Origin of the sequence: Vibrio sp. ZF57 (genome assembly GCF_001691235.1) — a bacterium.
GTDB lineage: Bacteria > Pseudomonadota > Gammaproteobacteria > Enterobacterales > Vibrionaceae > Vibrio > Vibrio crassostreae_C.
This window is the reverse complement of record NZ_MAKD01000127.1, coordinates 60,734-73,624: the sequence shown is the minus strand read 5'-3', so window position 1 is coordinate 73,624 and position 12,891 is coordinate 60,734. Positions and strand designations below refer to the sequence as shown.

13 protein-coding genes are annotated in these 12,891 nt (G+C 43.6%); 3 read left to right on the top strand and 10 right to left on the bottom strand.

Translation table 11 applies throughout. From position 1 onward, the window contains the following. Positions 1–20: 20 nt before the first annotated feature. The 10 genes from uspE to ccoN form a co-directional block, all read right to left on the bottom strand. Positions 21–971: a universal stress protein UspE gene (gene uspE / locus A6D97_RS19420; RefSeq protein ID WP_017070547.1), complete on the bottom strand. Its 951-nt coding sequence runs from the start codon at positions 969–971 to the stop codon at positions 21–23. A 132-nt stretch (positions 972–1,103) separates the two neighbouring features. Beyond that, positions 1,104–1,850: an FNR family transcription factor gene (locus A6D97_RS19415; protein WP_017059637.1), complete on the bottom strand. Its 747-nt coding sequence runs from the start codon at positions 1,848–1,850 to the stop codon at positions 1,104–1,106. An 86-nt stretch (positions 1,851–1,936) separates the two neighbouring features. After that, entirely contained in the window at positions 1,937–2,611 is a 675-nt protein-coding gene (locus A6D97_RS19410; protein WP_065585061.1) for a sulfite exporter TauE/SafE family protein, read from the bottom strand. After that, a complete protein-coding gene (gene ccoS / locus A6D97_RS19405; RefSeq protein ID WP_048615953.1) occupies positions 2,601–2,837 on the bottom strand; it encodes a cbb3-type cytochrome oxidase assembly protein CcoS in 237 nt (78 codons plus the stop codon). Before ccoS ends, A6D97_RS19410 begins: the two co-directional genes overlap by 11 nt. Further along, complete coding sequence (locus A6D97_RS19400; protein WP_065585060.1) at positions 2,837–5,209, bottom strand: heavy metal translocating P-type ATPase metal-binding domain-containing protein; 2,373 nt, start codon at positions 5,207–5,209, stop codon at positions 2,837–2,839. Before A6D97_RS19400 ends, ccoS begins: the two co-directional genes overlap by 1 nt. A 5-nt stretch (positions 5,210–5,214) precedes the next feature. Beyond that, positions 5,215–5,694, bottom strand: a complete 480-nt coding sequence (locus A6D97_RS19395; RefSeq protein ID WP_017059641.1) for a FixH family protein — start codon at positions 5,692–5,694, stop codon at positions 5,215–5,217. A 108-nt stretch (positions 5,695–5,802) separates the two neighbouring features. Continuing rightward, positions 5,803–6,777 (bottom strand): cytochrome-c oxidase, cbb3-type subunit III, encoded by a 975-nt coding sequence (ccoP, locus tag A6D97_RS19390; protein WP_017063857.1) that lies wholly within the window; start codon positions 6,775–6,777, stop codon positions 5,803–5,805. After that, entirely contained in the window at positions 6,777–6,950 is a 174-nt protein-coding gene (locus A6D97_RS19385) for a CcoQ/FixQ family Cbb3-type cytochrome c oxidase assembly chaperone (protein WP_004733679.1), read from the bottom strand. Before A6D97_RS19385 ends, ccoP begins: the two co-directional genes overlap by 1 nt. A gap of 9 nt (positions 6,951–6,959) precedes the next feature. Then, positions 6,960–7,580: a cytochrome-c oxidase, cbb3-type subunit II gene (gene ccoO, locus A6D97_RS19380; RefSeq protein ID WP_017059643.1), complete on the bottom strand. Its 621-nt coding sequence runs from the start codon at positions 7,578–7,580 to the stop codon at positions 6,960–6,962. Positions 7,581–7,591: 11 nt separating this feature from the next. Next, a complete protein-coding gene (gene ccoN / locus A6D97_RS19375) occupies positions 7,592–9,025 on the bottom strand; it encodes a cytochrome-c oxidase, cbb3-type subunit I (RefSeq protein ID WP_009846707.1) in 1,434 nt (477 codons plus the stop codon). A 252-nt stretch (positions 9,026–9,277) separates the two neighbouring features. Between ccoN and A6D97_RS19370 the strand changes: the two genes are divergently transcribed. From A6D97_RS19370 to A6D97_RS19360, 3 genes are all read left to right on the top strand, one after another. Continuing rightward, complete coding sequence (locus A6D97_RS19370) at positions 9,278–9,643, top strand: hypothetical protein (protein WP_065585059.1); 366 nt, start codon at positions 9,278–9,280, stop codon at positions 9,641–9,643. A 114-nt stretch (positions 9,644–9,757) separates the two neighbouring features. Beyond that, on the top strand, positions 9,758–10,942 hold the full coding sequence (locus A6D97_RS19365) for an FIST N-terminal domain-containing protein (protein ID WP_017063855.1): 1,185 nt from the start codon (positions 9,758–9,760) through the stop codon (positions 10,940–10,942). Beyond that, positions 10,942–12,663 (top strand): ATP-binding protein, encoded by a 1,722-nt coding sequence (locus A6D97_RS19360; protein WP_065585058.1) that lies wholly within the window; start codon positions 10,942–10,944, stop codon positions 12,661–12,663. The genes A6D97_RS19365 and A6D97_RS19360 overlap by 1 nt, the downstream gene beginning before the upstream one ends. Positions 12,664–12,891 lie beyond the last annotated feature (228 nt).

Genomic DNA, 12,891 nt, shown 5'->3' with positions numbered 1-12,891 from the left:
TAAGTTAAACTATCCCTGACCTAACCTTTCGAAAGGTTAGGGTCTAGTGGGCTGACGTAACCAGACGGTTTAAGAGCCAACACATCACAGTTAATCTTGTCGATAACATGTTCCGCTGTATTACCAATAAATACGGCAGACAAGCCAGTACGACCCGTTGTACCCAGAATCACCATCGCAGCGTTATTTTCAGAAGCGACGCGAGGAATAACATCTTCAGGCAAGCCTTGCTCAACCACAGTTTGTTCTTCACACATACCGTGCTTCTGGCGCAATGCTTTCATTGCCGTTAAGTGATGACCACGAACCGCGTCAGTATAAGACGTTGGGTCAAACTCTGGCAGTTCAATGGTAATATTCGCAGGTGTCACAGGGTAGGCATTCACCAAGAACGGTTCCGCATCCAAACGACCGGTGATCTCTAGCAATCTGTCGACCATCGTATCGTTAAGCTCTAAATGAGCTTCTGTTTCAGAACCTACATGAACTGAAGCAAAAATCTTCGCGTGATCTGGCCAGAAATCGTTTTTAACCAATAGCACTGGGCTAGGGCACTTTCTCAATAAATGCCAATCGGTTGGAGTAAAGATGACAGATTCCAAGGTATCGTGCTTACGCGTGCCTTTGATTAAGATGTCGTGCTCACCACTGTAAACCTCGGCAATGATCGCTTCGTATGGGCGGTTGTGCCAAACCACTTGTACATTAAATTCAATAGAATCATCTAGGTAAGGTTCTGCGACTTTATTCATCCAAATTTCGCGTTGATGAATTACGCCTTTGCGCATTGCGTCTCTTTCATCGATAGAGAGCATAGATGTCATTTCATACGAGAAGTCGTATATCGACAAAAAGAAAGTGATGTGGCTTGTTGAGGTGCTTTTCTTAGCAAGTTGGATAGCACGAACTAGAGCAGGTTGCTCATCGTGATTAATGTCTGCGACAACTAAAATTTTGTTATAGATACTCATAACTAAGCCTACTTTTCAGACCGAACATATAAATAATGTAGCGTAGTTATGGAGAGATTAAGAGAAATATAAGAGGTTTTAAGAGAGAAACATGATGTAGCTCATTATTGAACTACATCATTGATATCTAGACTATTCTTTTGAAACGCCAGCAAGTTCCATCAACGCATCGTGATCTTCGATAGTGATATATTTGCCTTTAACGCTCAAGATGTCTGCTTTTTGGAAACGGCCTAGAAGACGGCTAATTGTTTCAACAGTCAAACCAAGGTAGTTACCAATATCGCCACGAGTCATCGTTAGGCGGAACTCACGCGGGCTGAAGCCACGTTGAGAGAAGCGAGTAGAAAGGTTGTAAAGGAATGCAGCGAGGCGCTCTTCCGCGTTCTTCTTAGAAAGAAGCAGAATCATTTCTTGGTCACCTTTAATCTCATTACTCATCAGGCGCATAATTTGCTGACGCAATTTAGGCATTTTTCCTGATAGGTCATCAAGAATCTCATATGGGATTTCACATACCATAGAAGTTTCTAGCGCTTGTGCGAAACTAGGGTGTTGGTCACCAGTAATCGCATCGAAGCCAACAAGATCGCCCGCTAGGTGGAACGCAGTAATCTGCTCATCACCTTGCTCAGTAATCGTGTAGCTCTTGATCGTTCCAGAGCGAATAGCATATAGAGATTTAAGCTCGTCACCAGCTTTAAATAACTCTTGGCCTTTTTGAATAGGCTTTTTTCTCTCAATGATCTGATCAAGTTGATCGAGTTCAGATTCATTCAAAGTAAACGGAATACAGAGCTGGCTAATACTACAATCCTGGCAATGGATCGCACAGCCACCAGACTGAACACGTTTCGTCACAGGCTTTTCAGAAATCATAACAATCTTTCACTATTTGATATACGTCAATATTTTAGCATTCCTTTATCCAGTTGGGTAGTAAAAAAACCGGATTTAAAGGTTACCTATACGGTATAAATAATGAGCTGCAATGCCATATATCCGGTATAGAAACCGTAAAGGAGGATTAAAATTGCGCCTAATTGGCGAAATAAGTCAGCTTGTTGCAGTTTTTTGAGGAAATTAGCGCCCATGCCTACTGTGAGCATTGCTGGAAGCGTACCTAAACCGAAAGCAAGCATGATACCGGCACCGTTGTACCAACTTCCTGATACGGCCGCCCACGTAAGCATTGAGTAAACTAAGCCACATGGTAGCCAACCCCAAATAAAGCCAAACGGCAAAGCATGGCTAGGGTGCTTCAAGGGTAGAAATGATTTACCTAAAGGAGAGATATAGCGCCATAGTTTCTGCCCGGCTTTTTCAAAGAACAACAAGCCGAACCACCATTTACCGATATACAACCCTAAGACGATCATGAAGCCAGCAGCAAATAATCGCAGCCAACCTAGCAGAGCGTTAAAATCGCTTAGCTGACCTATCGAAGAGATTGCACCGCCAATCACACCGCCAATCACGGCATAACTTAGCAAGCGCCCTAGGTTATAAAGTAGGGGAATAACAGGGGAAGGTTTACTGTTGCCAATCGAAAGAAGCGACGCAATACCACCACACATTCCCATGCAGTGACCTGCGCCGATCAATCCAACAACAAAGGCTCCGATCCAATCAGGCGTCATCGTTCTTTTTGTCTACGTTAGTTTGGCTCTCGCCGTTAGCTTTCTCATTCTTGGCAGGTTTACTATCAGAATGGTTGTGAGCCTTTTCGTCTTCATCAAACAGAATGTTGTGACCTTGACGTTCTAGGTCTTCAAACTGTTCGCTCTTCACCGCCCATAGAAAAATACCAACAGCGATGCACACCAGAACAATCGCAATGGGAATCAGGATGTATAAACTTTCCATTATTTACCTTGCTCTTTTAAAAGCCTTAACGAGTTAGACACAACAATAATAGAGCTGGCAGACATGCCAACAACGGCAATGTATGGAGCAACCAAACCCGCGACAGCCAATGGAAGGATAAGTAAGTTATATCCTAATGACCAAGCTAGGTTTTCACGGATTATCTTACGCGTTTTTAATGCCAAAGTACGCGACTTAAGTAATCTATCAAGCTTATCACCTAGTAACACCATATCCGCAGAGGCTTTAGCCACATCGGTTCCGCCGCCCATAGCGACTGAAAGGTGGGCACCCGCAAGAATAGGGGCATCGTTAATACCATCGCCAACCATCATGGTAATGTCACTTGCATCTCGAGAGTTCAGGTAAGCAAGTTTATCTTCAGGTTTCGCGTTAGCAACAATATCGGTAATACCTATCTCTTCAGCAACAGGCTTCGCGTTAATCAAAGAATCGCCAGTAAGCAGAGTTGTTTTGATGCCCGCTTCTTTAAATTGCTTAATAAACTCGATGCTTTCTTTACGGATTGGATCTTCATAAGTAAATGTAGCGATATGACGACCCGCCATCGACAAGTAAATGCCGTTGCTTTCCGATGGTTGAGCTTCACCTAGAATGAATTCACTACTACCAATCGCAACTTCTTGGCCATTCCACTCACCAGTGATACCTGAACCAATCACGTTATTAACTGACTCTACTTCGATATCATCTGAAATATGAGTCTTAAACGCTTTAGCGATAGGGTGGTTAGCGTGTTGTTCCAGGCTCGCCGCTACTTTGAGACAAGTGTCTTTATCAAGTTCAGCGAAGGTTTCAACTTGGCTGATACGAATATCACCCTCAGTCAATGTACCTGTTTTATCGATGATCAAGTGATTCACTTTGCACAAGGTTTCGAATACGTGGCCTTTGCGCAGCAAAATACCGAAGTTACCCATGCGAGACGTTGAACAAGTAATCGCCGTCGGTGTTGCCAGTGACAGAGCACAAGGACACGTTGCTACCAATACCGAAAGCATGATCCAGAAAGCGTCTTCTGGTCGTGTTTGGTGCCAGTAAAACCAAGTACCGAATGAGATGATTAAGATCACCGCAACAAAGTATCGAGCCACAACATCAGCAATTTCTGCAATGCGGGGTTTAGACAATTGCGCTTCGTCTTGCAGGCGAACGATGTTGGAAATCACCGAATCCGCTTTTGACGTCATTACTTCCAATTCAAATGATTCATCACCATTCAATGTGCCAGCGAAGACGGTATCGCCTTCGTTTTTGACCACATGGATAGATTCGCCAGTCAGCATCGATTCATCGATATGAATTCTGCCAGACAATACTTTGCCATCGGCAGGAATGTGTTCACCCGGTAGCACGCGAATTTGGTCGCCAACTTTTAAGGTTTTTACCGGAACTTGTTCGCCATCTAACGTTGTTGCCATAGCAGGAACAAGCTTAAGCAGGTTACCACTAGCGGCGGCTGCTTTACGACGAGCGCGCATTTCAAGGAAACGACCAAGCAGTAGGAAGAAGGTAAACATCGAGATAGATTCGAAGAAGACTTCACCTTTTTCAGTCACCGTTGCGACCAAACTTGCAACGTAAGCAAACAACAGAGCGATCGATACAGGTACATCCATACCCAATGTTCGACCTTTGAGACTACGCCACGCATTGATATAGAAAGGCAATGCAGAGTAGAGCAGAACCGGCGTTGCGAAGATTAAGCTCACCCAACGGAAGTAGCTTTTGAATTCGGGTTCAAGGTTACCAAAGACTTCAAGATAAAGCGCCACAGCCAGCATCATGACCTGCATGGTTGCTAAACCAGCAATACCAAGACGATAGAGATAATTCTTCATCGAACGATGATAGGCGGCTTCTTGTTGATCAGCCTCAAAAGGTGCGGCTTTGTAGCCTAGGGTATGGATTGAAGACAACAGCTCGCTCAGTTTCGTCTGAGTGTTGTCCCAACTGAGCAGGGCGCGGTTAGTCGTGGTATTAACACGAATACTAACAACCCCTAACTTTGAAGAGACTTGCTTCTCAATAAGCCATGCACAAGCAGCACAAGATACACCTTCTAGTGACAATGTCACTTCAGAGGTGTTTTCAGAGTTACGGACGAACTCCAATTGAACATCTTCGTTGTCGTAATGACTGAGTGCCAGAAGTTGCTCTGGCACGAGATCCGCTTTTTCAGCTGGAGCGGTACGATATTGGTAGTAAGAGACCAAACCGCTATCAACGATTGTCTGGGCTACGGTTTCGCAACCCGGACAACACATAGGTCGCACCGATCCTAAGATTTCTACTTTAAAATCCGTTTCCGCTGGTACATCTTCACCGCAGTGATAACAGGATTCACACATAAGCTTTAGTTCGTTAGTTGAGTAGGAGTATCAATAGGGAAGTTCATGCGACCTTGCACTAACCATTCAGAATCATGCGGAGAAAGCTCAATAAACCATGGACCTTGCATTTCATGGTCCAGAGTCAACGTGTAGTTGCCTCTCGCATCAGCGGTCAGTAGCTGAGTAAAATCACGGTCAGGCAGCGTTCGGTGCACGAACATTGCGCTAATAGCAGGGAAGTGGTCTAGCTTGCCTTTGTCTAGGGTAATGATAACTGAGTTACCTTTCTCGCTAACTGAAGCTGACAGGCCAAGCTCTTTAGCAACATTTACTTTCGAAATGTCGACATTAATACCTTTACCTTTTTTATAGTAATCTTCAGTGACAACGTTAACTGAATGGTTGGTAAGTATCGCGACTCGAACCAATGTCAGCATAGAAACGCCAACGGTTAGGAAGATCAAAAACCACGGCCAAAACTGCTTATACCAAGGTTGTTCCATATTATTATTCTCAATATATACAATGAAATAAAACTAATTTTTACAAACACTTAAGGTTATAACTGTAAAAGAAAGACAGCCCCTTAAGAAGGGGCTGTTATTATTATGTTACTCTTTATCTGAGTTGCTGAGGCTCCAGACGTAGGCAGAGACGAGCTGAACCTTATCCTCACCGAGGATGTCCTTCCAAGCCGGCATTACACCAGAACGTCCGTACATGACTGTTTCCGTCACATCAGCGCGAGAATCGCCGAATAGCCAGTCGCGGTCAGTCAGGTCAGGGGCGCCAACAGCAGGGTTACCCTTACCATCAGTACCGTGACACGCTGCACACACTACAAAGCGCGCTTTACCAGCTTCTGCTTCACGTGCGTTTACGCTACGACCTGAAAGGCTAAGCGTGTAGCTAACTACTTCTTTTACGCCTTCTTCGCCAAGAGCGTCTTTCCAACCTGGCATTTGACCGACACGACCATGCATGATGGTAGTAACGATAGCTTGTGGTTCACCACCATATAACCATGCGTCATCAGTTAGGTTCGGGAAACCTTTCTGACCACGTGCATCAGAGCCGTGACACTGAGAACAGTTTTGTAGGAACAAACGTTGGCCCACTTTGATTGCATCAGCATCTGATGCAATGTCAGGGACGGAACGTAGACCATTTTCGTCGTGAGCTAGCTTTCTGAATGCTTCACCAAAGTAGGTGTCTGCATCATCAAGCTCTTTCGCGTATGCGTCTAACTGTTTGTTTGCTTGCGCAGCAGCGATTGCAGAGCGAGACTCTTCTACGCTACGAACTGTTTGGTTTGAACTCGTCCAACCTAGTAGACCTTTAAAGTTGCCAAGGCCTGGGTATAGAGCTAGATAAACAGCTGCAAACACAATTGTGCTAACGAAAAGGTATGTCCACCATTTAGGTAGCGGGTTATTAAGCTCACGAATACCATCGTATTCATGGCCCATATCCTGACCTTCTTCTACACCTGTTTTATCGTTGGAACACCAACGAAGTAAGGCTGCACAGCCAATCAATGTACCGATTGTGATTACTGTTACCCAAATACTCCAGAATGTACTCATTACTTCGTCACTCCTTGATTTTTATCTTTCGCAGGTGCTTCATCAGCGAACACTAGGTTTGCATCTTCGTCGAAGCGCGACTTACGATTTTTACCGAAAGCCCACCAAACGATGCCGATGAAACAAGCAAAAACAGTAACAGTCCAAACACTTTGAAATGTAATAATGTCCATAATTATTCCTTATTTCATTGCGTGGCCAAGCGATTGAAGGTAAGCGATGATTGCATCCATCTCTGTTTTTCCTTCAACATCTTGTTTAGCGTTAGCAATTTGTTCGTCTGTGTAAGGAACACCAAATTGATTACGGAAGATTTCAAGCTTCTGTTTAGTCAATTTGCCATCAAGTACATTCTCAGCAAGCCATGGGAAACCAGGCATGTTTGATTCAGGAACAAGTTCGCGAGGGTCGATAAGGTGAACGCGGTGCCACTCATCAGAGTAACGATCACCAACACGCGCTAAATCAGGACCAGTACGCTTAGAACCCCATAGGAATGGGTGTTCCCAAACGCTTTCGCCAGCTACAGAGTAGTGACCGTAACGTTCAGTTTCAGAGCGGAAAGGACGAATCATTTGGCTGTGACATACGTTACAACCTTCGCGAATGTAGATATCACGACCTTCCATTTCCAGAGCAGAGTAAACACGTAGATTTTCTACCGGTTCAGTAGTCTGCTTTTGGAAAATAAGTGGGGTAATTTCTACTAAAGCACCAAAACTGATAGCAATAACGATAAGAATCGCTAGTAGGCCAACATTCTTCTCTACCAACTCATGGCGATTATTTGAATTTGAGCTCATTCTAAATCTCCTTAAGCCGGTTGAGGGATAGCTTTAAGGCTATCTTTAGGTGCAGAAACAGTTTTGTACGTGTTGTATGCCATTAAGAACATACCAGATAGGAAGATGAAACCACCTAAGAAACGTACAAAGTAGAACGGGTAAGACGCTTCTACAGATTCAACGAAGCTGTAAGTTAATGTACCGTCAGAGTTAACTGCACGCCACATCAGACCTTGCATCACGCCAGAGATCCACATTGCTACAATGTAGAAAACCGTACCAATCGTTGCTAACCAGAAGTGAACATTGATTAGGGATACAGAGTACATACGCTCTTGACCAAATAGTTTAGGAACTAAGTGGTAAACCGAACCGATAGAAACCATTGCAACCCAACCTAACGCACCAGAGTGAACGTGACCGATAGTCCAGTCCGTGTAGTGAGATAGTGCGTTAACCGTTTTGATTGCCATCATTGGGCCTTCGAAAGTCGACATGCCGTAGAATGATAGAGAAACGATTAGGAAACGTAGGATTGGGTCGTAGCGAAGCTTATGCCACGCACCAGATAGAGTCATAATACCGTTGATCATGCCACCCCAAGATGGAGCAAACAGAACCAAAGACATAACCATACCTAGAGATTGAGTCCAGTCAGGAAGTGCAGTGTAGTGTAGGTGGTGAGGACCAGCCCAGATATACAGAGACACGAGAGCCCAGAAGTGAACAATCGACAAACGGTAAGAGTAAACAGGGCGACCAGCTTGTTTAGGAACGAAGTAGTACATCATGCCTAGGAAACCAGCTGTCAATAGGAAGCCTACCGCATTGTGTCCGTACCACCATTGCACCATTGCATCGATCGCTCCGGAATAAATCGAGTACGATTTAAACGCAGAGACAGGAACAGCTAGGCTGTTAACGATGTGCAACACGGCAACCGTGATAATGAAGGCTCCGAAGAACCAGTTTGCTACGTAAATGTGCGATGTCTTACGTTTAATCATGGTTCCGAAGAACACGACCGCATAAGCTACCCACACAAGAGTAATAGCAATATCGATTGGCCATTCAAGTTCTGCGTATTCTTTACCAGAGGTTAAACCTAACGGTAAAGTAATTGCAGCGGACAGGATAATCGCTTGCCAACCCCAAAAGGTAAAGGCTACGAGAGGGCCACCAAAGAGACGCGTCTGACAGGTACGTTGTACAACATAATATGATGTTGCAAACAGCGCACTTGTACCGAACGCAAAAATAACCGCATTAGTATGCAGGGGACGTAAACGACTGTACGTCAACCACGGCGTATCAAAGTTTAGCTGTGGCCAAACTAATTGAGCGGCAATCAAAACACCAACGCCCATACCGACAATACCCCACAAAATTGTAACTAGGGTAAATTGACGGACGACCGTATAGTTGTAGTTTTGTTCAAGCTGCTTTTCTTGGCTCATTTGCATGCTTCCAATTTCTTATTTACTACACTTTACTTCCAACACGACTCACGTCGTAATGCCACCCAAATTAGAAAAGGAAATTCAGCCTATTCAGGGCTTTATTTCCACTTGCTGATTTTAAAAAAAAGTGGCATTTTCAACGCGACACTATACTTGAATTAACAAATCAATGACAGAGTAGTAACCTTACGCTTGGTCTGGAATTGGATTTTTATTTAAAAACTTTGAACTTTGTAACAAGGAGTAAAGATTATAATGGCGGCACAAAAGCTAACAAAAGGCAGGCTTGTTCAAATTATCGTCATGTTGGTTGTTTTAATAGCTGCATTTACTTGGAGAACAGTAACATACGATAATAACGAAACAGTAAACTGTATAGTTTCAAAACCTTGTAAATTTGATATTGATAATCATAATATTTCAGTTTCAAGCAATAACCTAGGGTATTCGATCGAAACATCTAAAACTGGCAAATTTATCATTAGCTATAATGAAAGCGGAATTCTGGAAGAAAAAGGACCATCAAATTGGCTGTTACAAACTAGTGATAAGACCTCCTCAATAACGGTTACATTTCCACAACAGGTGAGCACGTTTTCTGTAAACCTTTCTAAGGAGTAACTGAGAGAAACTGGGGCACACCTCGGTTCTTTTGATAGAAACATGTACCAAATCAGTGAAACACAATGCATTAAAGTGTTATAAAGAGAGCATTAATAAAGTTACCCAGAATCTATGAAATTTCTATCAAAAGTCTCTTACTCCCTAGACGATAAAATCGCAGTAGATGAGTTGCTCAGCGGGGTGGAAAACCCTGACGATATTGCTTGTCTTATTTGCTACTGCACAGAAGAGTATTCGACACTCGCTGTGCAGAGATATTTCGTAGATGCTCTCCCGAACACTCCCATACATGGCTGTACTACTTGTCACGGCATTATGACCGAAACTGGTTTTCATTCTGGTCCAGTCATTGGCGTCCTCATTATTCATGACTCGGGGATCAACGCCTATGGTACGGGAATCGAACATTTCAGCGACTCCATAGACCGCAGTACCTTCAGCGCGATAGACAAAGCACTCAAGAACGCCAACCGAGAAGGTGAAATTCCTGATCTTATCTTGCTGCATTCCACACCGGGTAACGAAGAAAAGGTGATGGCGGCTATCGATAAGAAATTTGGTACTGAAGTGCCAATTATTGGTGGCAGTGCTGCAGACAACCAGGTTTCCGGAAATTGGAGTATCTTCACCGAAGAGTCGCTGTCTATAAATGGTGTGTCTTTAACGGTAGTGTTTGCGTCTCAGTCCATCTATTCCTCTTTCAGCGCGGGTCATACGCCTACGCGGTATTCAGGCACCGTGACCAAAGTAAGAAACCGAATTTTGTTGGAGATAGACCACAGGCCAGCCGTCACCGTTTACAACGAATGGACTAATTTCCACTTAGATGGCAGTGATGATGGCTACATATTCGAAAAGTCGTCAGTCTACCCATTAGGCAGGAAAGTCGGCTCTTCTTACGATTACCCATATTTCAAATTGTCTCATTCGATCAGAGAGACGGAGTGTAATGGGATTGAGCTGTTCACAGACATCAGTGAAGGCGACACCATCTACCTGATGCAAGGGTCTAAGCAGCAGTTGATTAGCCGCGCCGCGAATATCATTCACTCCTCATACTACAACGACATGGATCTTGAAGAGAAACTAGGGGCGATCAATATCTTTTGTGCAGGCCCAATGTTGAACCTTAAACAAGATATGGATGAGGTTTGTGACCAAATAAATCAAGCACTTAATGGGCTCCCATACATATGTCCATTTACGTTTGGTGAACAAGGCAGGCTCTCTGGTGGCGAGAATGCACACGGGAATTTAATGGTATCGTCTGCAACGTTTTATAGGTTGAAAAAGTAATGGGTTCTGAAGGTCAAGAAGCGCTGCAAGAAGCACGTATTGAACTGCAAAAACTAAAAGCCCGTGAGCGAAAGCTGGCTGAAGAGAACAGGGTGATCTTATCAACCATCTCTGCGATCAGTAAGGCAAGTAACATATATAAGATATTCTCCAGTCTCGAGTTCGTGCTCAAAAAATACATTAAGTTTGATGACTTTATCGTGGTATCAAGGGTAGGGAACGAAGGCAGTTTCAAAACCCTGCTAAGCAATAACAAAGTCTTCGAACAGATGAATTGGAGTGATTGTGGCAAGTTATCTCGAGTGATCAATGGAGAATGCGCCATCCTTTTTGAACCCAAGTCTCTGGGTGAATTCAATTCCTTACATCCCATTATCCTCGATCAAATCAACTCTGTTCTAATTACTGGTATCGATAGCGGACTAACACAATCCGTCATCATCTTTATCCACTCGAATACCAAGCACTTTAGTATTGAAACTAAGGCCACACTAAACCGTTTTCGACCGTTGATAGAGCGTGCTGTTTTCGATATTGAGAACAAAGAAAAGCTTGAAGCAACCGTTCGAGAGCGCACAGCAGAGCTTGTCACAGCAAGAAAAGACGCGGAAAGAGCCAACAAGGCCAAGTCTGAATTCTTAGCAATGATGAGTCATGAATTAAGAACACCACTAAATGCCATCATTGGCTTGATAGACGCCCTAAAATCCACATCACTGAACGAAGAGCAACAGTCTATACTGCTTAATATGAGCACATCATCTGAGCTTTTATTGGCAATTATCAGTGACGTATTGGATTTTTCTAAGATTGAATCTGGATGTTTCTCACTAGCACCTCAATGGAGCAACGTAAGAGACACTGTAACTTTTGTATTATCTGAACAAAAGAAGACAGCTGACGATAAAGGTTTGGCGCTAACAGTAACTAGCGATATCCCTGAAGGTGAACTTCATTACATCGACCCAAGTCGCTTGGCACAGATCCTATTTAATTTGATCGGTAACGCGATTAAGTTCACTGAGCGTGGGCATGTCCATGTTTCTATAAAGTACCAGCAGAGATCTTTCTATATAACGGTGGAAGACACAGGGATTGGCATTAGCTCGCAACAACTTTCGTCGCTGTTCAGTCCATTTGTGCAAGCTGATAGCACAATCACACGTAGATTTGGTGGCACAGGTTTAGGCTTGGCCATCACTAAAAGACTGGTTGAACTGATGCGCGGGCGCATATCGGTAGAGAGTGAGCCTGGAAAAGGCTCCAAATTCGAAGTACAGTTGCCAGTGCTTACTAGAGTTACGAATAATCTGGCTAACAAAGAAGACGAATCTTCACGAGAGTTAAGAAGCCGTTATTCCGTGTTAGTTGTCGAAGACAATCCAACGAATCAAATGGTGATAAAGTTAATCCTTACAAGACAAGGCCACGAGGTTTTCATCGCAAGTAATGGTGAAGAAGCGATTGGCTTTATTGAAAGAGGCAACGAATCAATAGACATTATCTTAATGGATGTGTCGATGCCGGTCATGGATGGATTAACCACAACCAAATACATGAGAGACGCAAACATCAAAACACCAATCGTTGCGCTAACAGCACACACATCAGTAGAAGACAAATGTTCGTGCTTAGATGTCGGCATGAATGATTTCGTGACCAAGCCAGTAAGAACTAAAGAGATCACAGAAGCAATTGATCGATTAATGCTTGAAGTCTAATAAACGTATTCTTAATCGAAGATTAGGAAATATGTTTATTAGGTATTTTATGGTAAATAGCCTTACTGTTAAATAGAACATCGATTTGGTAGATAAACAAGAGGCAGGGCATCGCACAAAGATACCTGCCTTATAAATACCAAACACCATTTAACATAATATACATAATACGCACTTAAGCTATTTTGTTTTTGAGGGGCTTTCTGGGCTCATACAGAGCTTCTGAGC